This window comes from Pseudoalteromonas galatheae (assembly GCF_005886105.2).
Classification (GTDB): Bacteria; Pseudomonadota; Gammaproteobacteria; order Enterobacterales; family Alteromonadaceae; genus Pseudoalteromonas; species Pseudoalteromonas galatheae.
This window is the reverse complement of record NZ_PNCO02000001.1, coordinates 607,794-630,505: the sequence shown is the minus strand read 5'-3', so window position 1 is coordinate 630,505 and position 22,712 is coordinate 607,794. Positions and strand designations below refer to the sequence as shown.

Annotated in this window: 17 protein-coding genes and 2 pseudogenes; 10 read left to right on the top strand and 9 right to left on the bottom strand. The window is 39.5% G+C overall.

The window, feature by feature from the left end; translation table 11 throughout:
- Positions 1-32: 32 nt before the first annotated feature.
- From CWC29_RS02710 to CWC29_RS02700, 3 genes and pseudogenes are all read right to left on the bottom strand, one after another.
- On the bottom strand, positions 33-935 hold the full coding sequence (locus CWC29_RS02710) for a GGDEF domain-containing response regulator (protein ID WP_138522069.1): 903 nt from the start codon (positions 933-935) through the stop codon (positions 33-35).
- A 9-nt stretch (positions 936-944) separates the two neighbouring features.
- Positions 945-4,640, bottom strand: coding sequence for a response regulator (locus CWC29_RS02705; RefSeq protein WP_128728520.1), 3,696 nt, complete (start codon positions 4,638-4,640; stop codon positions 945-947).
- A 68-nt stretch (positions 4,641-4,708) separates the two neighbouring features.
- Positions 4,709-5,248: pseudogene (locus tag CWC29_RS02700) on the bottom strand (PhoH family protein); the annotation flags it as partial.
- A 110-nt stretch (positions 5,249-5,358) separates the two neighbouring features.
- Between CWC29_RS02700 and CWC29_RS02695 the strand changes: the two are divergent.
- The 10 genes from CWC29_RS02695 (at position 5,359) to CWC29_RS23645 (ending at position 16,804) form a co-directional block, all read left to right on the top strand.
- A complete protein-coding gene (locus CWC29_RS02695; protein WP_138522067.1) occupies positions 5,359-8,637 on the top strand; it encodes a hypothetical protein in 3,279 nt (1,092 codons plus the stop codon).
- Entirely contained in the window at positions 8,621-10,990 is a 2,370-nt protein-coding gene (locus CWC29_RS02690) for a hypothetical protein (RefSeq protein WP_138522065.1), read from the top strand. Before CWC29_RS02695 ends, CWC29_RS02690 begins: the two co-directional genes overlap by 17 nt.
- Positions 10,983-11,687, top strand: a complete 705-nt coding sequence (locus CWC29_RS02685) for a hypothetical protein (RefSeq protein ID WP_138522063.1) — start codon at positions 10,983-10,985, stop codon at positions 11,685-11,687. The genes CWC29_RS02690 and CWC29_RS02685 overlap by 8 nt, the downstream gene beginning before the upstream one ends.
- A 3-nt stretch (positions 11,688-11,690) precedes the next feature.
- On the top strand, positions 11,691-12,134 hold the full coding sequence (locus tag CWC29_RS02680; protein ID WP_209319008.1) for a hypothetical protein: 444 nt from the start codon (positions 11,691-11,693) through the stop codon (positions 12,132-12,134).
- Positions 12,134-14,365, top strand: coding sequence for an AAA family ATPase (locus tag CWC29_RS02675; protein ID WP_138522059.1), 2,232 nt, complete (start codon positions 12,134-12,136; stop codon positions 14,363-14,365). The genes CWC29_RS02680 and CWC29_RS02675 overlap by 1 nt, the downstream gene beginning before the upstream one ends.
- Positions 14,358-14,939: a hypothetical protein gene (locus CWC29_RS23655; protein WP_235956514.1), complete on the top strand. Its 582-nt coding sequence runs from the start codon at positions 14,358-14,360 to the stop codon at positions 14,937-14,939. The genes CWC29_RS02675 and CWC29_RS23655 overlap by 8 nt, the downstream gene beginning before the upstream one ends.
- Positions 14,940-15,013: 74 nt before the next feature.
- Positions 15,014-15,718, top strand: coding sequence for a coiled-coil domain-containing protein (locus CWC29_RS23650; protein WP_235956513.1), 705 nt, complete (start codon positions 15,014-15,016; stop codon positions 15,716-15,718).
- A 52-nt stretch (positions 15,719-15,770) separates the two neighbouring features.
- Positions 15,771-16,148 carry a MerR family transcriptional regulator gene (locus CWC29_RS02665; RefSeq protein WP_138522057.1) on the top strand — a complete coding sequence of 126 codons (378 nt, stop codon included), beginning with the start codon at positions 15,771-15,773 and terminating at the stop codon, positions 16,146-16,148.
- Between the two features lie 60 nt (positions 16,149-16,208).
- The gene (gene merC / locus CWC29_RS02660) at positions 16,209-16,598 is read left to right on the top strand and encodes an organomercurial transporter MerC (RefSeq protein WP_100912784.1); all 390 of its coding nucleotides are present in this window, start codon (positions 16,209-16,211) and stop codon (positions 16,596-16,598) included.
- Complete coding sequence (locus CWC29_RS23645) at positions 16,586-16,804, top strand: GDCCVxC domain-containing (seleno)protein (protein ID WP_062566147.1); 219 nt, start codon at positions 16,586-16,588, stop codon at positions 16,802-16,804. Before merC ends, CWC29_RS23645 begins: the two co-directional genes overlap by 13 nt.
- Position 16,805: 1 nt before the next feature.
- Here the strand turns inward: CWC29_RS23645 and CWC29_RS02650 are convergent.
- From CWC29_RS02650 to CWC29_RS02625, 6 genes and pseudogenes are all read right to left on the bottom strand, one after another.
- A pseudogene (locus CWC29_RS02650) lies at positions 16,806-17,367 on the bottom strand (manganese efflux pump MntP).
- 51 nt (positions 17,368-17,418) lie between these two features.
- A complete protein-coding gene (gene qatD / locus CWC29_RS02645; RefSeq protein ID WP_062566148.1) occupies positions 17,419-18,150 on the bottom strand; it encodes a Qat anti-phage system TatD family nuclease QatD in 732 nt (243 codons plus the stop codon).
- Positions 18,147-19,481 carry a Qat anti-phage system QueC-like protein QatC gene (qatC, locus tag CWC29_RS02640; RefSeq protein WP_100912783.1) on the bottom strand — a complete coding sequence of 445 codons (1,335 nt, stop codon included), beginning with the start codon at positions 19,479-19,481 and terminating at the stop codon, positions 18,147-18,149. The genes qatD and qatC overlap by 4 nt, the downstream gene beginning before the upstream one ends.
- Positions 19,474-20,361, bottom strand: a complete 888-nt coding sequence (locus tag CWC29_RS02635) for a hypothetical protein (protein ID WP_075594018.1) — start codon at positions 20,359-20,361, stop codon at positions 19,474-19,476. Before CWC29_RS02635 ends, qatC begins: the two co-directional genes overlap by 8 nt.
- A gap of 1 nt (position 20,362) precedes the next feature.
- Positions 20,363-22,123 carry a KAP family P-loop NTPase fold protein gene (locus CWC29_RS02630; protein ID WP_100912782.1) on the bottom strand — a complete coding sequence of 587 codons (1,761 nt, stop codon included), beginning with the start codon at positions 22,121-22,123 and terminating at the stop codon, positions 20,363-20,365.
- A gap of 11 nt (positions 22,124-22,134) precedes the next feature.
- Entirely contained in the window at positions 22,135-22,710 is a 576-nt protein-coding gene (locus CWC29_RS02625) for a recombinase family protein (RefSeq protein WP_100912781.1), read from the bottom strand.
- Positions 22,711-22,712: the final 2 nt, after the last annotated feature.

Genomic DNA, 22,712 nt, shown 5'->3' with positions numbered 1-22,712 from the left:
GCGCACTTGCCCCTGCATATGACTTTAGATGGTTATAATGCATTAATAAATACCGTACTTTGTTGTTTCTGTGCAACAGCAAGAGCATTATCAGCCATTTTTATTAGTTCACCAAGCTCACTGCTACAATGAGTTTCAATATGAGCCGCACCGATGCTAACGCTCACATGCGCACATATTGGAGAAGCAATGTGGGGGATTTTTAAAGCATTGACCGAGGTATGCAGTGCTTCTGCTATCTCATTAATGACGTCGATATTATGCTGAGTTAGCACCAAAGCAAAGCGAGTACCATCGAAACGGCCAATAAATAAGGAGCGCTGGGTTGCGGCTTCTTCTAGCGCTTTGGCAACCTTAAATAAACAATCATCGCCATGCATATAGCCATAGTGCTCATTAAACGTTTTAAAGTAATCCACCTCAACCAGCATAACAGTAAACGCACTGCCATCGGCTTTTGCGCTCTCTAATGCTGAGTTCATGGCTTCATCTAAATACCTGCGATTGGGTAACTCTGTTAAGCCATCTATAGAGGCTAGCTTTTCTAACAGATCATTTTTCTTTTTTATCGCTAAATGATTTTTGATTCTGGCTTTCACAATCAGCGGATTAAACGGTTTGGTTATATAATCTACCGCGCCTAACTCTAAGCCTCTTGCTTCATCCTTAAAGCTCACACTACCTGAAATCACGACAACCGGAATACCGTAAGTACCCGCATCCCTTTTTAGACTTTCTAAAACAGAAAATCCAGCACCATCAGCCATTAGCACATCTAAAATAATCAGGTCAGGTTTGCTTATTTTTAATTCATCAAGACATGAGTTAGGATCCGCGCTATGGGATAGCCTTTGACCTTCAGCCAATATATTGCTTAGAACCATCTTGTTTATTGGATCATCGTCAATAATGAATATGTGCTCCGCTTGCTGCATCTTGTAACGCTACCTTTTTAGCTCGATAAAGCACATTACCTGTGAAAGTGCATTTGTTAACACCTCCAAGTCAGTGCGATTTGTTATTGTTGTGATCGTTTTGCTTTGCGTTTCAAGGTCTTTTGCGACTTTCGCTAATCGTTTAAAGCCCAAACCTGCTGCCGCGCCTTTAATTCCATGTGCTAGCTCAAACAATGCCGAGCCTTGCTCGATGTCAGCGACCTGTTCTAGGTAATCATGACAAAGTTTAGCAAATTTATCTAACATTGTTTGCAAAAACGTTTCATTTTGCATCATTTGTGACAGCGCAAACTCATAATCAAAAAATGCTTCTTCTGTTTTATCTAGCTGGAAAATATTGCTTGCCAATGCCTTACACGCCTGCATACTATTAATTGGCTTTACCAAATAATCATTCATACCAACAGCTGTGGCTTTTGCTCGCTCCTCTTTGCTCGCATTGGCGGTTAAAGCGATAACGGGTAGTTCAGTTTCAGACCATGTTTCTCTGATCAGCTTGGTTGCTTGATAGCCATCTATATTTGGCATGTGGATATCCATCAGAATAATATCGGGTCGCAACGATCGACAAATTTCATCGATATCTTCAGCACTTTGTAGCCCTACAGTAGAAATACCGTTTTGCTTCAACATATTCTCAGTAATGTCTAAATTTAAGCTATTATCATCAACCACTAAGCAAAGCGCGCCAGCAACTTGCATACACACGTTGTCGACGGTTTGCGTCATATGGGCAAACTCAGCAAGCCAAGTATAAGCCGATTGGTAAAACACATACTGATTAAGCGCAATATGGTTACTTTGCTCAGGAAACTCCCCTTCACAATGTAGTAATAACGTAGTATTTCCAGGTAAAGAATAAGAAGGGTTAGGCACTACATCTGGTGGAATAACTACAATAGATTTATCAAGCTGAGTGCGCATCTGGTGTAGCTGCTCGATAGATAAAGGCTCTGCGAGACCCTCAAAATAGCTTGGTAGACATTGAGCTTCAGTGGTGAGGCAGTACACTTCTTTGTGACTGTCTACAACCGGACAAGCTCCTTTATCTAGTACCAGCTCGAAGAAAAAGCAGCTTCCTTCGTTGGGGGTTGAGTTTACCCCGATATCGCCGCCAAGGAGTGCAACCTCTTGCTTTACAATTGCAAGACCCAAACCAATACCTTCATGGCGGCGCGTGAAGCTTTCATCTCCTTGAGTAAAGGCATCAAAAAGGTGCTCTACTTCTTGTGATTTGATCCCAACCCCGGTATCCCAAACAGCAAACTTAACGGTTTGCTTTGCAGCTCTATCTAGAAGTAATGTCACCTTCAAACCAACCTTGCCATGATTAGTATACTTAACTGCGTTGCCAAGCAGGTTGACCAAAATCTGCTTTATTTTATCCTCATCGCTGTATAGATAAGGCCAAACCTGAGGGTCGACCTGTAGTTCAAACCCTAAGCCTTTTTGTATACACAAGGGTTTAATCAGCGATTCTATCGCAGTAAATGAGTGGCAGGTTTGAAACGTTTCATATTGAATTGTGCCTTGGTGGCTTTCGACTTTGGCAAATTCTAAAATACTGTTGAGCATAGTAAGCAGCTCATTTGCAGCCCCAGAAAGCTGCTGTAATTTTTTATTTTGAACGCGAGTAAGAGTCTCACTTTTGATCATATCCGCCAAACCTAATATGGCATTAATTGGCGTTCTAATTTCATGGCTAATATTGGCGATAAAGCGGCTTTTTGCGAGCGTTGCACGCTCGGCATCTTGCTTCGCTAGTAACAGACCAGTGATATTTTGAATATGGATCACGTAGTATTTAGGGCGCTTGTTTTTATCCCAAACTAAGGAAATACTCAGTTGTAACCAACGATGCTTACCCGACTGTGAAATCGTATGCTCAACAACTTTCTTTTGCTCTTTTAACAGCCCAGCTAGAACAGGCTTTAGATCTTGCCAATTTTGCTCATCAAACAAGCGCTCCAGCTGCTTTTCTCCCGTATTCTTGTCAAGTGATAAGTAACGTTTAGCCGCCTTATTCATCTCCAAGATTTTTCCGCTGATCGCGGCCAAAATAACGCCATTAGGCGCAAATTCGGTCGCAGCTCTAAAGTTCTCTTCAGAGTCTCTCAGGGCATTGTACGCCTCTTGTGCAGCGGTAATGTCCCTTGCCACTCCCAAACAACCAATTAGCTTTCCGGTTTCCGACTTTAATGGGGTGATCGTCAAGAAGTAGGTATTTGCCCCTAGTACAAAGTTAGTTGCGACTTGCTCTTGCAAACGCTCCATCGCCGCTTCTTGCTCAAGTAATATGCTTAGCCCAGATGTCACTTCAGGTTGTGTTTTCGCAACTAAGTCCGACTTATCGACGCCCATAAACTCTTCAAACGCCCGATTGCAGCCAATGAATGAGCCATCGATATTTTTGAAGTAGATGATGTCGGGTACTGAGTCCAGTACTGCATTAAGTAAAGCAGCTTGCCGCTCTTTTATTTCAAAACTTTGTTTTAGTGCCTGCTGTTTGCGCTTAATCTCATCGTCAAGTTCTTGATTATGCTGTTTGAGTGCATGCATTAAGCGGGACTTTTGCTCGACCACCTGCTTGATCTGAATAAACCAAGGTTGCCATTCGGTAGGAATTGGGTAGCTCAAGGTAGCTTGTGGAGAGTGCTCCTGCAAAGACAAATAGTTCACAAAATGCTTTAAAGGTCGAACGAATATTTGCCCGCTTAACCATACAATCGTCACAAAGGTAAAAAGGATAAAAAATAGCAAAAGTGCGAGTTCAAGTAAGACTTCCCGCAGTAGCGGAGCGGCAAACTGCTCATAGCTTTCATGATAATTTAAACTAATGGGTTCTTTGGCTGGCTTGGCAATAAAGTGTAACCCGTGCTGCCAAGGTGTAGCAGAGTTAGTAAGTCTATTGTGATCATGCTCGTAACGCTTGCCAGCTATAATCTCATCACTTTGGTTTTTAAATTCCATCGTACCGTCTAAGGAGCCGATGTTTAACAACCACCTGTCAATAATATCGCTATCGTAGATCATCAATACATGGGCGTTATCCACCGTTGATAGCTTCTTACCGAGCGCAAACATTTGTCTATTGAAAAACTTCACAGGTGGACCAACGACTACATTGCCCAAGCTAAAATCGGGTTCGAACTTGCCTTGAACTAGCCGCGTTATAAAATGACTGCTAGAGGCTTCTCGACGTTTAATATATGCAAAGCCGTCATCTTCTACGTATGCAACTGCATACAACCCACCTTGTAACGCAAGCGCGGCATCAAAAGCAGTGTTAAGCGACAATACGGTTTGCCATCGCTTGGTGGCAAAAAGTGCTTCACTGACTTGCCCACGACCAACAATTTCTCCACCATTGTTAGGTAGCGCATGATAATAGTGTTTAGGGTGTTGTTCTATATCTTCCAACCACTCTGGCGGTCTTTTAAATGAAATGGGCTGCGCTAGGTTGACGGCGATACTATCAAGGACAACATGCGCGGCATAAAATTCTTGTTTCAGCTGCTGAGCAACATATTCATACTGCCCAAAACGAACTTTGTACTGACGTTCGAGTTTAATTTGGTAGAGATGGTAGGCTAAGACGAGGACAAGTAGGATGGGTATTATTACCGCCACTAAAATTCCCTTTCGATAACTTTTTAGTGGTAAAAACTCTTTTGTCGCATCCATTTACTGGCTCGTTCCCGTTTGCACACAGTGTTAGCAAAAGAGTAACGAGCCAGTCGGCTCAAGGCAAGTTATAAATTTTCTTCGGCAAAACTTGCCAAGCGGCTTCGTACTACGCCGTTTAAGTTAATGGTAGCGCTGCCTTCAAAGTCTTTAAAGCGCTCAACAATATAAGTTAGCCCAGATGTCACAGGAGTGAGGTAATTACTGTCAATCTGGGCGAGATTTCCAGTGCAAATTAATTTAGTCCCCTCACCGCAGCGAGTGATGATGGTTTTTAGCTGTGATGCCGTTAAGTTTTGGCTTTCGTCTAAAATAACAACCGCATTTTGAATACTTCGGCCACGCATAAAGTTCACCGATTTAAACTGAATGTTCGCCTTTTCCATAATGTAATTACGGCTAGTCACAGGGCTTTCATCATGTTTGTGAAGCACTTCTAAGGTATCTGTGATCGCCGCAAGCCAAGGGGCCATTTTCTCTTCTTCCGTGCCAGGTAAGAAGCCGATACTCTCTGCTATTTCAGGGGTATTTCGCGTTACAATTACCTTGTCGTAAATCCCTTTCTCAATGATCATTTCAAGCGCGCAGGCAAGCGCCAATAAGGTTTTTAGGTATTATGAATTAAAAATAGACACACCGACCGACCGATTAGATGCTATTATATATATCCATCCATTAGAAAGTCGATACAATTTTAAGGTATACCTAAGTTAGCCCCATGAAAAACTATAAAAATAAAAGCATCCTCAACATCGACGATACAATTTTCCAAAGCTTAGCCCCAAAAGGCAGCTTTTTACAACATTGTTTAATCAATTCTAAATGGGATGATGAAAACGAAAAAACCTCATCTCTTGCGCATTACAATTTACGATTAGCGATATCAAAGTTACTGCAACTGATAAATGCTAACGAAGAAGAGCACCAAGCATTAATCCATTTATTAGTGAGTAAACCAGAGACTATAACCATCACAGCTCTTATCCAAGGTTACAAGTCAATTGAGCTAGCATTAGTAAACAGCTTTCCTTTAAGCAGAGCCAAAAGCTACAGCACCGCAGTCAGAAATTTTTTCAATTCATTCGGTGCCCCCATAGAAAATGGATTTAATGCGACAGAATTGGCATATGAAACACTCTTATCAACAAATGTAGACTTTAAGAAAAATCCTAACATCGATCTTTTTACCATTGATGTAAAAAATAAGATTAAGTTTACCGTTATTGATCCCGATACATTCCCAAATCTTTTTATTCAGGATTCAGTTCTACACAAGCTCTTAATCAACTTAGAAAATGCTTCAAAGAAAAAGCCTTTTGAGTATTCTGTCATTGCAGGCTTCAAAAAAATATTACGTGAAATTGACCAATGGCCTGAGTATTCTGAAATAAAGATTTTGCTTAACAAACCATTAAACCTATTAACACCAACCGGAATTAACGAGGCATTAATCGATTTTGAGAAAAACTTACATAAGGCGCAGCCAAACAGAAAGTTGAATCAGCTAAGTACACTGTTTAGACAGAAACTATTTGATCATGGACTCACTGCTCCTGAGCTAAATAAAGCGAAAGATCTCTTCAAAACCAACTTCAACAGCTCAGGTCAGTTAAAATTTAAACCACGCTTCATAATACAATGTGAAAACAATGAGCATATTGTAGATTCATTCCAACTACCATCCATCCTGCCGCTGGAAAGTGTAGGCGAGAATTGTTTTAACCAATTCGAAAAAATATCAGAAACCAGCGCTGCCGATAAGGACAGCGTAACTGACCTAATAGAAATATTGATGCTGCTTCAGCAAGGAGGATATAGTGACGCGAGATTACTATTTGCTAAAAAGCCCGAAGACTTGATTACTTATAATGTTTCCAAGGGCTTAATAGATCTAGAGTTATTAATCACCGAACATTTCCCAAATAAGAAGCAAGAAAAGCTGCAACTCATTCGTGACTTTCTGAACCTATGCGATAGTCCAACTCAAAACGGGAGGTTACTAAAAGATTTTGAGATTGATTCAACCATTAATCCAAAAGAAAAAATTAACACTATGGCTTTTAAAGGTTATTCCAAAGCTAACGGTAAAAAGTATGATGTCACCGTAAAGTTTAACCTTACTAAATTAGCGCCATTGTTAAAGCCAAATAGCGTTCTGGTTACAGCATTGAACAACCTACAAACTCACACAGCGACCACGCCAATGCCTGCCCCATCGTTATCTGATATAGAGCGAACTTTGGGCTATGTCGTAGATACATCATTAGAGTCGGCACAACTCAAGCATATCCTTACCAGCCCATTGTCTGAATTAGAGCAGCGAGATTTCAGGTTAGGTTTTGCTCAACTTGAAGACATCATCGATGAGCAAGATATACAATTAAAGGCACCTAGAAGCCAAGGTCTACGTACATTCTTAAGTAATCATGCTGGTAAAATCAACGGCTTGATTGATATAAAAAACTGTGGTTTTAATTCTCGGTTTAGTGCTTCTGACGAAATGAATGCTCAAAAGCTAATTGAGCCTGTAGATGAGAATGGCGATGTTTTATCCAGCCCTATTTTAAACCAACAACAATCGCTGTCAGAGTTAAGAAAAAATGTACAAGAGTACTTTGAAAAGCCAATTAACCAGATACTAAATGCGTGTAAGAAAGAAGTTGAATGCTATAAACAGCTTGTATCTACTTTTAACGATTACACGAAAAAAGACGAAAATGGGGTTTACATCAAAGATATCCCAGAAGAAGTTCTTGCTTTAGTTAAAAACAATCAAGTTGACGAAGGTAGAGGAATTCTAAAGTCACAAGCGAGTTCCATCCGAAAAGAATTTACAAATGAAGTTGTGATGGGGGCTTACCTTCGACATCAACTATCCATTGGCATATCAGGCTCAACTTACTGCTCTCAAAAATCTGAATTAATCCCAACTCATGTGAAACACTGGTTTCCTAACTCAAGTACAGGTATGAGAGATTTTTTTTGGTCAGGCATATTTTTACCAAAAAACATTCTTCTTGTGTGCTTTATCAGATTAGTTATTAGAACCACTTGGAATAAAGATGTAATAGCTACATTGACTCGTGCAAATTTGCCAGAGCAAATGCCAGAAGGACCTTTTGTACTTGCTGGCTTCAAAGAAAAAGTAGGTAAAGAGACTACGCCCGTTACGATTGAGCCACATGAAAAAGAAATTCGTGAGGTGATCAGCTTTCTTATTCAACACCATGACAACATGATACGAATGGACTTTCAACCAGATAGTATTTGGGATACTCCGGGTTCGACAAAACTAAATTTCCTATCGGCAGCTATTATAGACAGGCTACGTGATCACTACACCCTTCCATATTTTCGGATGGAGTTATTAGCCAAACATCAAATGAACCTTAGAAAAGGTATCGACGGTAACTTGGTTAATTCACAACGAGAACGGAATCATGCAAGCAGTAGAGTCACTTCTGCTTATCTAACGCACCCTATCGCCGTGATTGAATATGAAGCCAACAATGCTGACTTTCAGCGAAAATTTGAGACAACCGTTCAGTTTAGACATAAAGAAGCATCTATAGAGAAATACGGCTTAGATCGTAGCAACATTGACGAGGATTTGATCGTAGCACCAGCGGATCATAAAGAAGAATTGCCAGATTGGTTCATTTTAGCAGACGGTTCATCTTGCACAGATATCTTCGCTGCTGTTGATAAATCTAAGCAAGATAGCATTTGTAAAGGTCGAAAGTGCCATTCAGGGGAAGGCTGCGAGTTTAATCGCGTTGAACTGGGTGTTGATGAATTTGTACGAACCTTGCGACATCAGGCTTATTACATAGCACGCGGTGAGGTGCTGTTGGCAAAGCATGGTAGAGAATATTTTGATGAATATATTGCACCTGATATGCGATTTACATTTGGTTTAGTGAAGTATGTAGAGTTATCCAATCCTCTAATGTTCAAAGAAGCTAAAGGGAGATTAGAAAATGAACAGCAATCTTAAGTACCAGTTCTTAGAAGACATAAAGCCGGAAGATATATTGGAAGAGCATGACGACCTGCTTTTAGAAAATGCAAAACTGTTGCAAGTTACAGATGAAAAGCTCGCTATTGTAGGTACTGTTTTACATTATCATGCAAAGATCACTGGCGCGAAAGCCAATGAAACGGTATTGCAAAAAGGCTCTATAGATCTACGTGATATATGGGTTCCCGGTGCTGCGGGGTGGCAGCACCCAGTGCCTATTTTGGTTTACCCTGACTATGCCAAGGCACTTGTTGAAATCATCGATATCTATGCAAACAGAGCTAAACATACGCCGACATTTGTAAAAACAGGGGTAATGTCGCAAGTTAACGTTGCAGCGCAATTCATTGAATATATGTGCTTACATGGTCATCTCGTACTAAATGGAGTAAATCAAAAGCAAATCGATAAGATGAAAGTAACGCTCAAAGAAGGCGGTATCCCAGCAACACTGGCCTTGCATGAACGAGTTAATTCATTTGTCGATTTGTTAATCGAGAATGACGAATTAGAGCCATTTTTAATCAAAGACGGTAATACCGAAAACTCTAAAGTAACTAGTATAAGAGTACCTAAGATTGCCCAATGTATCGGGGCAGTCAGTCTTGAAAATCAAGTTCCAACTAGTGTTTACCAAAAGGTAACTGAACACCTAAAATCAAAGGGAGTTAAATTCAGTGCTCGTTTAGCATCCAAAGGAGCACCCGCACCTTCCCAACCAGCCGTTAAATCTTTAAATAACTGGTTTGGTACTTGGAATAGGTTTGCAAAACTAGATAATGAAGATCGGATGCAGTTTATTCCTTTTCCTAACCCCAACCAGCTTTCTAAAAAACTAGGTAAAGTAGCTGGTCGCACAAAAAACTTGGATTTAGAGCATGTTGTTGATCTATTGGGCGGTTCACACCTTTGGGTATATGAATACTCATCAAAAATAATCTCTTTGGTAAATGAGATTACCAGCTTAAAAAATCAATATCTTGATGAAGGGCTTCGCCATCGCACACTTACTGAAGGTAGATTTCCAGAATTTTTAGTTAGTTCGAAAAAAGTTAAAGAGCTTGAAAAGCTGTTAGGCATTGAAATCCATAAATCGAGTTTAACCGCTTCAGATAAAGATTCTGAGGCGTTTTCTGTCACCGAGGTGATCACGTTATTGATGACCGCATGCTATGTCATATTGCAAACTTACAACGCAAGAAGACAAGCAGAAATTCAGCACCCTCTTATTGGTATAACGGAAGAGTTCTTCCGCTGCAAAGATAAAAAATTCAATTGGTATCAGGCATGCTTTTATAACGAAAAAAATGGTGAGCGCCGTTGGTACACAACTAATAACGGTAGTACCAAGGCAATTCAATGTTTAATCAAATTGAAAAAAGCATGGGGCGCTGTTGATGTTGACGGTTTGTTTAATGTGCCTACTTTTCGAATTGATGAACAAGGTAACTTCAAACACTATAAATATCACTTTAATAAGGGTAAAGATTCAAAGATCACTGGCAGCGCCTTCTTAAAAATGATGCTAGGGGATGCAGAAGTGGATATGAAAAGCCACCCATTCAGACGTATCTACGCTGTTATTTACCATTATCAGTATAAAAACGCAGACTTACTAGCATTATGTCACCAGCTAGGACATGTAGATCCTGAAGAAACAACTGTTTATGTGACGGAGCCTGCTGCTAGAGAAACGCATGAGCAACTTCATCATAAAACCAAGCTGACTCGAAATGAGAGAGCTGAATCAACCATTGCGATAAAAGAAGAAAATAAGGCTCTAGATAAAATCATTGCTGAAGTAGGTATTGAAACAACGGCAAAAGACATTCTGGCTTTACTTATGGGCACCGAAGAAATGGCAGGTAAATATACGTCTTATTTGAAAAAGGTTTACCGCGTTTTACAAAAGAGTGTCAGATTTAACAACTATACCAAAGACAAGTATGGTAAAGACTTTAGCGAATTACCTGACGAAGAAAAAAGTAATGAAATGGCTCAAGTGCTTGATGCTAGGGGTCATAAACACAAGCCTAAACCCCATGCTACTTGCCATAAAAAAGAGGGAGAAGCTAAAAAGCATAAGGCTCCTTGTGAACCATCTGTATGTAAGGGTTGTGCATACCAAGAAGTAAAACGAACCCAGCTTAATATCATGAAAGAAGACTTAATCGCACTAAAGGCAGTACAAGCTGATTATTTGACACTCCCCATTGAACGTATGCGAGCTAAGGAACAAAGCGTCAATTTAGAGATTTTAATTGAGAGCCATGAACGCACAATGGAAAGAAGTAAGAGTATTTTCAATGGGGGACAACCTAATGGCTAAGACAAATCAAAACCGAGATCCTCAACAAATTGAGGCTTTTGAGCGCATTGAAAAAAAAATAGAAATACTTGAAAAATGGGCAAACGAAGGTATTCCCTTTGTATTGGTTAATGGTAACAAGCAGGTTGATGACAAAGGAAAATATGTCTTTGAATTCTTCCCTACCAGCCCTACAGGACTTAGAAAGTGGAACGGTAAACAAAACAGTAAGGAGGTTGTTAAGCAATATGATATTCCGCCATATACAACATCTGCAAAGTCTCTGGATGCAATACCAACGAGCTTAAAGCTAAGAATCTATGGCGATAAAAATAAACTAAACATTTGGGAAAGACTGAAGTTTAAGGCGAAGCTTCAAAGCAGCACTAAAGAAAAGAATGCTCTGCAAGAGCTAGAGGAAGAGCTAAAAATATCTGAAGCTAATCATCAGGGATTAGCGTATGAATTAATTGAACTTCGAGTGACAAACAAACACTTGGAAGAAGAAAACAGCACGTTAGAAAACCAGATTGAAAGTGTCCGCTTGTCTATAAAATCACAGCTTGATCTCAAGAAAAAACAACTTAAGCAGTCTGAGCTAAAGAGCAAGCAGCTCAGCATCGAAAATGCAAAGCTGAAAAAGCTTTTAGACGAACATGGTATCGACTACGACAATGCTGACGAGAACACCTCTATTATTGATTTTCCGGGGAAGTAAATCATGGTGAATAAGCGCAGAAAATCTTCTCAGGATATCGGTAAACAGAATGCTAAAAAGATAGCAGATTGGGTAAATACTTCGCCTATTATCCCTTTGTATCAAGGTCGGGTTAACAAGACTCAAATTTTCAAAATGCATAATGTGCCTAAATCAACGCTTGATACGAATGAAGATCTACAAAAGTTATTTGATCCTGATGGCCCAATAGAAAAGCTAGTACGAGAACAAAAAGGACTTGAGATTGAGTTGCCTGAAGATGTTGAAGAAGAAAGTTCAGCAAAAGAAGATTTAGAAAACACAGCTTCCAATAGTGAGCTTGAATTGAAAGTTAAGGCTTTAGAAACACAGCTTAACTCTATTCAATTAGATCTGGCTTCAGAAGAGTTTTTGTTGGCAACAGGGCGATATATTCCAAAGCTTTACTTGGATGATGGTGACGTGTGATGCAAATAAGCAATATATCGTTTCACGAAGATGTTAAGCAATTAACAGGCGTAGTCACTTTAGTTCGGCACCATACACAAGATAAACGTGGTATCTCATCTATTTTTCTATTAAAGGTTGCCCGTGAGAAAATAGTCGTTAAGGCTGAATTCGGCGCGATCACCTCAATCCCACAAACGGGAGAAATCTGGAAAGCTACTGGTGATTATTTCTTTGATAAAGAATATGGCTCACAGTTCATTGTTGATGAGGCTTTAAAGCTGCACCCCAACGCAGAAATTTCAACAGATGTTCTTTGTGATTTTCTTATCTACAACGCTCATTTTGTCGGTATAAATAGCTATTGGACCAAGAAACTTAAGGTCGCTTTTGGTGAAAGTTTATTTGCAGTTTTACAAAGTTACTCAGCTAAAAAGTTATCTAACTGTAAAAAGCTAAAAATCTCACCAGTTATGGCTCAAAATCTTTGTGATGGTTGGGCTAAGGCTGTTGGTGAAAGTGAATTAAATCTATTTTTTGGACGACACAAATTACCAATTGAGTATGTTGAAACGACTCGTCAGCTATTAGGACATGACGCAAGTAGCCTGATAAAAAAGAATCCATATCTGCTCTATCCTATAGCCTCTGTAAATGCTGCAAAGCGGACATGGAAATCACTAGACAAAAAATTAAGAGCTAATTTTGATATCAAATTAAACGATAAGCGCAGAGCTATTTCGTTTATTGAATCAATACTGTATTCGTCATTCAGTAATAACGGTGATATGGCATTGCCTGCTAATGAAGTCAAAGCTGAGCTGAATAAGGCTGGTATTGTATTTGATATAAATGAAATTGAAGAAAGCGCTTTTCAAACGCTTTGCTTCAACGAACAAAATGACACTATACAAATCTTAGGTCATCAGGCGATTGAGAAGGCAATTAACACATTGCTTCACAAGCGTTTATCTATGACAAAGCTGCTATTTGATACAAATTCATTGGCGTTTGACGAAACGTTATCAGTACTAGAAAACAATAATATTGAGCTAAATCCTCTCCAGTTACAGGCATTAGGTAATGCCTTTAATCAGCCTGTTTCTTTTATTGTCGGGGAAGCTGGAACAGGAAAGTCTTTGCTTTCCCAGATCATCATTGATGTATGCCTTAATAATGCTATTAACGTTTGGAAAGTTAATTCAGTTGTTCGTAATGAAGACAATATACTGCCTAATTTAAAGGGAGAATCTATTAATCGCTTCATTTCACAGGCAAAAAAGCGAAACCTAAAAGGCGCATTGTCTGGGGCACTAATACTGATAGAAAATTCAAATTCAGTTGATATATTAACCTTGTATAAACTATTAAAGCTTATACCTCTTAACGCTCACATTTGTTTCATTGGTGACAAGTTTAAATTACCGCCTATAGGTCCGGGATCGTTTTTCAAACAGGCTGTTGAATTAAAAGGTGAAGCCCTAACAGAGTTAATTGAAGTGAACGTTGCCGAGTCCCAGTCTGATATCCAACGGCTGTATAGCTCTTTAATTGGTAGCGCTGCATCATCAGTATTTGATGCTATTCCTGCATTTGACGTGTCAGAAGAGCAAAGCCTAAGTATTTACCATACTGAAGATAAATCTCACGAGATGCTTAGTACCATTACGACCAATATTTGGTTCGAATTGGCTTCAATGTTAAGTGATGTACCTAAGATCATTTGTTCTAGTCCACAATTGTGCGATGACATAAATTCTCAGGTTCAGCGGATTCGTTTTGACCGGAAAAAAGTAGCAAAGCTAGAAAGTGGTGAATCTGTATTCTATACAAGTGAGCCTATTATTTTTGCTAAGCCTAATAAATTTGTCGATGTACCAGTTGGCACATTAGCAGACATTGTAGAAGTTTACGAAAAGCCTGTCGTTGCATATGGACGTGAGTGCTGGATGAAGATAAACATTGGCGGTGATTGTATCGATTTGTCTTTAGATGATATTGAAAGTATTGCGCTTTGTTATGCAATTACGGCGCACAAGGTTCAGGGGAGTCAATTTAGTCATTCCTTGGTCATTTTGGATAATTTCTATTTGATTGATAAATCATGGCTTTACACATGTATAAACGCATCTAAAGAGTCGATGTTATTTATCGGAAATAAGAGTCAATTAGTCAACACGGTTGATGCCACAGAGTTTAGCGCTAAAAGATATTGTGGTGTTCCGCTTGAACTGGAGGTTTCAGATGAGTAACGGTATTACTGAAACAAAGGTACGCTATGATCGTCGAGATCATTATGTTTACCAAGATATAAGCGGAGAGGTTCTTTGGGGACCGACAGATTTTATCATTGAACTAGATAGAGATCCCAAAACTATACGCACTTACCGAAAGGCTATCAGACGATTATTTAAATTCTTAAACTCCGGCAAACATAAACTAAGCTGGCTCGAAATGAATGACTCACGTATGAGGGAATTTAGAGCATTCTGTTTAAATGAAACAACAGCAGATTCACGCTACAGAGGTAATGAAAACGTTGCCAAGCAAACGGTCAACAGTGATTTTCTGATGCCAATCTATAACTTTTATCATTGGGTACAAAAGCAAGGTACATATCACCCAAATATTCTTGGTTTTGATCCGGCCAATAAGTTTTCATATCAGATAACCTCATCATTACTGTTGAAAGAAATCGCCGTATCTAGAAATGAAAAGCCAAACAATAATTCACTTTATCCAGAATTATTCAGAATTATTCAGAATTATTCAGAGATTGTGATACCAGAAGCCGAAACAGAAAAGACGCAAGTGAGTATGAATTAGAAGAGCTAAATAATTACATAGTTAATGAATATCAGGGCTATGAGCGAGCGTCATTATTGCTAATTGCGCAGATCATGAATGAAACGGGTAGCCGCCCGATTTCGGTTAGTAGCTATCGTAGGCTTCAATTTTCTAAAGAAATCATCGAAAGAGAGTTCTTCCTCAACAAGCAAGATAGTTTATCAATTGTTCCAAAGCTGGCTAAGCAAGGAAATACTATGCCAGTGAGCTTTAGATTCTCTACAGTGCTCGCTGTCAGGAATTTCATTGAGAATGATTTGGAAGAGTTTCTCACCAACATTGATACTGGTAACTACGATGGTCATTTGTTCTTAGACCCCAACAGCTTTCAACCATTAACCGCTGAGAATATCAGCAAGATCTTCAGTGAAATCACCACAGAACTTGGCTGGCCTAAAGGGAAATCGATTTATTCTTTACGTCATAAATTTGCTGGAGATAGCCTTGATAATCATCTGGACGCCGCAAAAGAGTTAGGGTTCAGCGTTAATGAAACGGCTACTGTACTTCAAATGGAAAGAGAAATGACCCACCGAAGCTCTGGCTCTCTAGATGACTATATTTCGAGCCGAAAAAGAACGATGCAAGAAACTGATTCATTTAAAAAGTCGTTAAAGATTAACGAACTAGAATCAGACAAAACTCGCCTTGAGCTAGAAAGGCAAAAAGCGATAGAAAGCGCAGAGCAAAAAGATGCAGAGAATCAGGCACTGTTATTAGAAATTGAAAAGTTAAAAACGAAGTTACAAACACAATGAAATTAATAGCATTTGTTAGACACATCCAGCACATTATTTAAGGGTTCTGTAAATGAAAACCATAGGTAAACTTGCTAAAGAACTTAACATTAGCGTTGAAACAATCCGTTTCTATGAGCGCCAAGGTCTGATAGAGCAGCCTTTAAAACCAGAATCTGGTTACCGAATGTATGGCGATGCTCTAGCCAATCAACTCAAATTTATTCTGAAAGCTAAAGCATTAGGGTTTACGCTGAAAGAAATTGAATCACTGATGTCACTAAGTAGCAGTTGCGCTGATATAGAATCGATGGGATTGCAAAAACTTAATCTCATCCGTAATAAAATTGCTGATTTACAGCGGTTAGAGAAAGTAATTCAAGATATGACAGATTCTTGCAAGGCCAATCAAGACCCTCAATCCTGCCCGGTAATAAATTCACTTAAATAGCTATTGACCCCGTACTTATGTACGGAGTTTATACTACCTTAAAAATTGAGGTAGATAGTTATGATCAATAAAATTCTAGATAAAGTAGGTTCTGGTGGCGTTTGGCTAGCCGCCCTTAGTTGCACAGCATGTTTTCCTGCGCTCGGCTCATTGGCATCTGCTCTTGGGTTAGGTTTTCTTTCACATTTTGAAGGGATAGCGGTGAACACCTTATTGCCATTATTTGCTTCACTAGCGTTGTTAGTTAATTTCTATAATTGGTATCAACATCGAGAGTCATTAAGAGGCATTTTAAGTGTCATTGGCCCAATTGCAGTATTGCTGACCCTTTATCCTTTATGGCAATACGACTGGAGCACTTACTTATTTTACTTTGGGACCATTTGGATGGTCGTAATGTCTATTTTAGATATTGTTAAGCCCATTAAGGAACCAGTATGCAAGGTATAGAATTAAAATCTAAGATAACTTGCCCTGAATGTGGATTTAGCAAAGTTGAAACCATGCCTACAAACGCTTGCCAATGGTATTACGAATGCGAAAGCTGTAAAGCACTACTTAAACCGTTCAAAGGTGATTGTTGCGTTTACTGCTCTTATGGAACAGTTAAGTGTCCTCCTATTCAAGAAGGCAATGCATGTTGCTCAGGTAAGTAGCCTAGTATTCGGTGGTTCTGTGCCAACCAAGTAATATCTTAAATGCGATTGCGATTAACACTAAACCACCAAATAGTTCAGCTTTAGACTCCAGCCATACGCCACTTCTTTCGCCGATATTCACACCAATCTAGCTAAAGGCAAACGTCGTGACGCCTATTATCAAGCAAGCTACGGCTATATCTACCTCAAGCAATGTGATTGCATAACCTGCCGCCATTGCATCAATACTGGCGGCAATAGCAAGAACAAATAGCACACGATGAGTAACATTAGCAATATCTTCTTCAATTCCTTCAGATTGGGACTCATAAATCATTTTTGCCACCGATAAATAATAGCAAAATAAAAGCTATCCAAGGTGCATAATCTTCAATCCAAGATGATCATCCTTTACCGCTGTAATAGCCTAAAAGAGGTATAAAGCCTTGGAAAAATCCAAAATAAGCAACGGCTTTAATAAAGAGTTTTTCAGCATTTGCTACTTTTTTAGAACCTAAGCCTATGGATACTGCAAACACGTCCATACTGAGTGCTATAGCTAATACAAATACTTCAAACAAATCGATTAAACCTGAATAAAATTGTTATAAGATTACGTGACGTATAATTAGTTACTTGACTGATGTTAAACACCTAAGGTTTGCTGACAGTTGCTCAATTATCGAAGCCTTATTTTTACACCAAATTTCAGCCAGATATTCAGTAACAGTGCCAACACTTGAAGGAAACAGAATATTCCCCGCCACTTTGGCGAAAGGGCCATCAGTTTCGAGTAAAATCCTATCTTGAGGTATCCACGATATTACTTTTTTAGCTCTGGCTGAAGTAAGCATGGCTGGCCCAATAGAAAAGAAACAGCCTAGCTCGACGGCTTCTAGAACTTGCTTCTTAGTACCTAAAAACCAATGAAGAATAGAAGTACCAGCATCGGGGTATAACTTAAGTTGTTCAAGTACTTCACCTGTCGCATTAAGACTATGGATAGTTAATATTTTGTTATCAAAGCCTTCACATTTTTTCAAAATATGCGTAAAAACCTCTAATTGATCATCAAAGTAATCAGCATAACCTTTTGAGCCATCCAGCCCAATTTCTCCAATATATCTAGTTCTATCAACTAGCTTATCGAATAGAGGTAGTTCATTTTTCCTTAAATGAGCAAGTTGAGGGTGCAGACCCAAAGCCGTTTTACAGTGTTTTATGTCACTTGTTAACTGGACAGTACCTTCAAAAGCTGACGGCACCGTAGTTACTGATAGCACGTAATAATTACTGCTTTTTATGTCGTTCAATACCTCTTGATAATCTGGATATAAATCAACATGGCAATGAAGATCCATCATGATGATTTATCCGCTTGGAGAAATAATTCAACCTCTGCCAATCCTCGCTTAATAGTTGATTCTAATTTTTCTCGTATATCTTTTTCTTGTGGTATTGGTCCTGACTTTCGAAGCCAAGAACGATAGTTATCTGATTGTTTCAATCTAATAATGGCAGTTTGAACCGCTTGGAGATCATCGCGAGTATCTTTTTCTTTAATAAGACCTCTCAACCGCTTTGTCTTGTATGGCGCATCTTGTGTAAAACCAGCATGAAAAACTGACGCTCTTCGAATAAGGCAAGGTACACAATGCCCACACTGTTTATGCTCTCTGTGCCAATGACTACAAGAAACACTCAGAGGAACTGCTTTTCTAATTGCGTCTTGATCAACACATTCCGCTAACATTTCACCTTTAGTTTTGAATTGATAGGGGTTTACAAATTTGACATGAAACCCAGTGTCTCTAAGCAAAGATTCAAGCCTGCTTAGAAAATTAGGATGAGTAGTTCTAGTACTATGGCTACCAATCCGTCTTCTGGTAAGCGGTGGATTTATAGAAATATAGCCATTCTCAGGGACGACAATAGTTTCAATACTGCTATCGCAATTAGCATTTCTTAAGGCTGATATACCAAGTACCGCCATAGCTAGGAAGTTGAAGCTTCTTCCCCTCATGCTAATGTCAGTTTTACCTTCTAATTGCTTGATAATATGAGGAGACATTGAATAGGACAATTCGCCGAATGGCGGGGACAATAAATGCTTAATATCTTCCTGTTTTGCGCCATCACCACGATAAGCGTGACTAACCAAAAGCGGTTTTAAGGCTGACTCTCCGTTTAAAATGTCAATTGCACCAACTGCGCTATCAAGACCTCCTGAAAAAAGGCAGACTGAGTTGAGTCCAATTAATGATTTTGCTTTTGCTTTCGCTTGCTCACTTGTTTTAGGAGTCGGCATCGGCATAGTTGTTTTTTCAAAAGTAAACTGCCATTGATCGCCCGTTAGAAAGTTGAGCAAAGAACTTAGTTCAGGCTCAACAGTATTCCACATATCCTCATCGGTAACAGGAACATGTAAATGCATTTTTCTAGCCCATGCATTTTCTGCATTATCCCTCAATTCAAATGTATCAGCGGCGGTAACAGCGGTTGCAATTGTTATCAGATCTATTGCATCAGCATCTACATTCAATCCCAAATCACGAACTGTTTGTAGTAGTTGTTTTGACACTAAGCTGTGCTTAGTGATGTCATTTTGATGCGTATGGAACATCTGGACAGGATGACAATCATTAGAAAAATCAGGCAAGTTAGCTGGGTCATGATTAAAATAAAAATTAGTCATCAAAGCTCTCCCACTCATCAACTGTCATGGCAATAGCATCGGCTTGAATTTTAGTAATATTTTCCTTACTGATAGTACTGGGGTTGCCATTAGTTACTTTGTCTAACTGTTCTTGTGTGATCACTTTTATTAATTCCCTTAATTCAACTTCCATTTGATGATGCTTGCTTGCTGGCTCTACATGAAACCAAGCTCTGCCCATGCCTTCAACCACATCCTGAAATATAAGATCTGTTAAATAACAACCTATGGCTTCTTGGATAACTTCGTCGGTAAAACTGTTAGGATCAAACTCTTCAGTATCGGGTAATGCTTCCTCTAGTGCGTAATCCAACGCAACTCTTACAGCATCCGAATCGGCATTATGAGGCGCTAAATGGCTAGCAATTTTGTCAATTGCTTGGTCAGTCGATAGCCCAGTTAGATCACCTAATGATAAGCTTTGATTATTAACCGTTACTGTGTCGCCACGCATGAAACCAAGCAATCCAGAACCAGCAGTTATGCCGCTTGCTAGTCTCCGGCTAGTACTCTTACCTCCACCAGAGCCTTTTCTAGAGTAACTTTTTAATGAACGCCTTAGATCCGAAGTTGATCCACCTGTTTGAGCGTACTTACCAAATGCTCTTCTTGCACTAGCAAACCTATTTGGAGGCGGTGTTGCTGTTGGTGAACCGCCGATTTCTTGTTGAACCTTGTCATTGTCAATATCGTTACTATTGTCATTCTGATCATCTGCTTGACCACTGTCAAAGCCTGTTTGATCATCCCCATCAGTACCTGATGCAGGTTCTATCGTGACGGGGTCTCCTTGCTCTGCCCACGATGGAATTAGCGGACTCTTGTTATTCGGTCCTGTTGACGATGCGGACGTACCCATATTACTTAGTTCCCTCTAGTTCTTTTAAAATTGGATTAAGCCACCTTTGTCGGGGCAAGCTTTTTAAGAATGTAAGAAGACTTAAACAACATTTATCATCCTGCTTGGCAAGTAGCACTGCTCCATAAATGCCTGTAGGTCTTTCAGTCCAATCACCAATCAACTTAAAGTTTTCAATCAAACCATCCATGACTGACATGTATTCTTCCTTAGGAGTTGTGGTAATCGCAGTAGAGTTAACGCCACTGACCCTTACCTTTTGCTTCATTAAGTCTTCTACAAGTTTTTGAGCGGCTCCTGACATTACCGCATTAACAGCGCCCATTGGAATGCTTTCTCGACTCAGATACGCCGCTGGAGTCAAATCCATCTCAGTAAACATTGGAGGTAATTTTGACCATTTATCAATAAAAGCTAGGTCTAGCTTCCACTCTTCAGGTAACTTAATTTCGTCAAATTCAACTTCTGAATTTTCGAGTTCCGCCAATACTTTTGGGAATCCCTTTTCCTTGTCAATTAATTCATAAAGCTTATTGGTAGCCTGAGTGCCTAAGCACCTCTCAAAAATTACCAGCTTAGTGATGGTTTTTTCATCAAGCTGCATACCTCGACGGTGAGCCGTTTTCTTTCTCATCTTCACTTGGTTCAGTAATCGCTTAACTATGCGAGGGTTGCCGTTAATGTTTGTAGATTCAGCTAATAGTGGAGCTAACTGCTCAGCAACTACAAATTTACTTCTGAGTTCTGAATGCTTTTCGATAGCGTGATCTTGAAGTAGCTCATCAATGGTTATTTGTGGTTGTTTCCACGACAGCCTTAATGATTCTTCAAGGGCACATCTTATCGTTTCTAATTGAGCATCGGTAACGCCGTGGTCTTGAGCAGTAAGCATCATTAAATATGCCCTTATCTCCAGAACGCCGGGTCTTGGTACATGCACAGGAATTTGAATAAGCTTGTCTAAATAATCAGTTTGATGTCGTTGAGATGCACCTTTGTGATATTCCGGCACAGCCAAGCGGATCATGTCTTCATCGGCGGCAATAACAAATGCGGTATTTGGTAGAAATAGAAATAATCTGATCGCCTCAAGTGTTGAAATGGCATTAAATGGAGAGCAGCGATCTAAATTATCGACATAGACAATAAGTGGTTTATCAAACTCCTTTAGCAGATCTGAATATGCTTTTCGGAATTCTTTAATTTCTTTAGGAGGTGAGAATGATTTCTTATCTTTGATCAAACCTTTGTTTTTCTTCGCGACATCCTTAGCGCCATCGACAGCACCTTTTACATCATCAACATCCAGTTCACCATCGTCACCACCACTGAATAGTCCCATGATCTTCTGTATACCACCCATAGTCGGTATACCAGCTAATGCTGCACCACCATCCATAAGTAGTCCCATCAGTCTGATCTTATCTATTCGTCCAGCAAACTCTTTTGCTTTTGCACTTAGGTTTTTATCGTCTGCTGCTTTTTTAACTAAAGTAGATGCGATTGTTTCTAATAGCGCAGCTTTAGCATCATCGTACCCTTGGAAAGTCCATGCATCAAAATGTACTTGGATATATTCTTGTTCATCAGTTTCCAAAGATGCTTTGGTAAGTTCAAGAATAGTAGATTTTCCTGCGCCCCAATCACCAAAGACACCGACGCTAATAGGCATTAATTCCTTTTCTGTTATAAGGTCTTTAATCGACTCAGCCGCTTCATTAAAATTTAAGAAATCAATTTTTGATTCTTTGTCAGACCACATAACATCTCCCTTTATTTATTATTTTGCTTTTCCATTCTTTTAATAGTTCTGTGAACCGTAGGGCGGCTAACAGAATATTTTTTTGCTAATGCAGAAATCGATTCACCATTTAATTTATCTTCATATAATTCCTTCGCTTGTTTATCAGACAAAGCAGGCATTCTCCCCATATGTTTGCCTTTAGCCTTAGCCTCTTCACGACCTTCTGCTGTTCTGGCTTTTATTAAATCCCGCTCAAGCTGAGCGAAGACTCCACATAGGTTGATCATCGCCGTCGAGAATGGATTATCATTACCAGTGTTAAGAGAGCCGTCGATGATATTTAAACACGCTCCTTTTTTATGGATACTTTCAATAGCTTCGAGAATAGTCTTTAATGATCGGCCAAGCCGATCAAGGCGAGTAACAATTACTTCATCGCCTTCTCGTATAAAATCTATGAGATCTTTTAACTTCTCATCATTTTTAATCGAAGCACCACTTTGCTTCCCTTGAAATACTTTCTCACAACCATAACGGTCCAACTTGGACAGTTGAACTTGTAAATCTTGTTCTTGAGTCGAAACTCGTGCAAAACCAACTTTCATAT

What these genes read in the sequence shown, in the direction of transcription:
- CWC29_RS23650 (WP_235956513.1), top strand. Translation starts at nt 15,014, where the DNA reads ATGAATGAAACGGGTAGCCGCCCGATTTCGGTTAGTAGCTATCGTAGG.
- CWC29_RS02710 (WP_138522069.1), bottom strand. Translation starts at nt 935, where the DNA reads ATGCAGCAAGCGGAGCACATATTCATTATTGACGATGATCCAATAAAC.
- qatC (WP_100912783.1), bottom strand. Translation starts at nt 19,481, where the DNA reads ATGACTAATTTTTATTTTAATCATGACCCAGCTAACTTGCCTGATTTT.
- CWC29_RS02705 (WP_128728520.1), bottom strand. Translation starts at nt 4,640, where the DNA reads ATGGATGCGACAAAAGAGTTTTTACCACTAAAAAGTTATCGAAAGGGA.
- CWC29_RS23645 (WP_062566147.1), top strand. Translation starts at nt 16,586, where the DNA reads ATGCAAGGTATAGAATTAAAATCTAAGATAACTTGCCCTGAATGTGGA.
- CWC29_RS02675 (WP_138522059.1), top strand. Translation starts at nt 12,134, where the DNA reads ATGCAAATAAGCAATATATCGTTTCACGAAGATGTTAAGCAATTAACA.
- CWC29_RS02665 (WP_138522057.1), top strand. Translation starts at nt 15,771, where the DNA reads ATGAAAACCATAGGTAAACTTGCTAAAGAACTTAACATTAGCGTTGAA.
- CWC29_RS02685 (WP_138522063.1), top strand. Translation starts at nt 10,983, where the DNA reads ATGGCTAAGACAAATCAAAACCGAGATCCTCAACAAATTGAGGCTTTT.
- CWC29_RS02625 (WP_100912781.1), bottom strand. Translation starts at nt 22,710, where the DNA reads ATGAAAGTTGGTTTTGCACGAGTTTCGACTCAAGAACAAGATTTACAA.
- CWC29_RS02680 (WP_209319008.1), top strand. Translation starts at nt 11,691, where the DNA reads ATGGTGAATAAGCGCAGAAAATCTTCTCAGGATATCGGTAAACAGAAT.
- CWC29_RS02630 (WP_100912782.1), bottom strand. Translation starts at nt 22,123, where the DNA reads ATGTGGTCTGACAAAGAATCAAAAATTGATTTCTTAAATTTTAATGAA.
- merC (WP_100912784.1), top strand. Translation starts at nt 16,209, where the DNA reads ATGATCAATAAAATTCTAGATAAAGTAGGTTCTGGTGGCGTTTGGCTA.
- qatD (WP_062566148.1), bottom strand. Translation starts at nt 18,150, where the DNA reads ATGATGGATCTTCATTGCCATGTTGATTTATATCCAGATTATCAAGAG.
- CWC29_RS02690 (WP_138522065.1), top strand. Translation starts at nt 8,621, where the DNA reads ATGAACAGCAATCTTAAGTACCAGTTCTTAGAAGACATAAAGCCGGAA.
- CWC29_RS02635 (WP_075594018.1), bottom strand. Translation starts at nt 20,361, where the DNA reads ATGGGTACGTCCGCATCGTCAACAGGACCGAATAACAAGAGTCCGCTA.
- CWC29_RS23655 (WP_235956514.1), top strand. Translation starts at nt 14,358, where the DNA reads ATGAGTAACGGTATTACTGAAACAAAGGTACGCTATGATCGTCGAGAT.
- CWC29_RS02695 (WP_138522067.1), top strand. Translation starts at nt 5,359, where the DNA reads ATGAAAAACTATAAAAATAAAAGCATCCTCAACATCGACGATACAATT.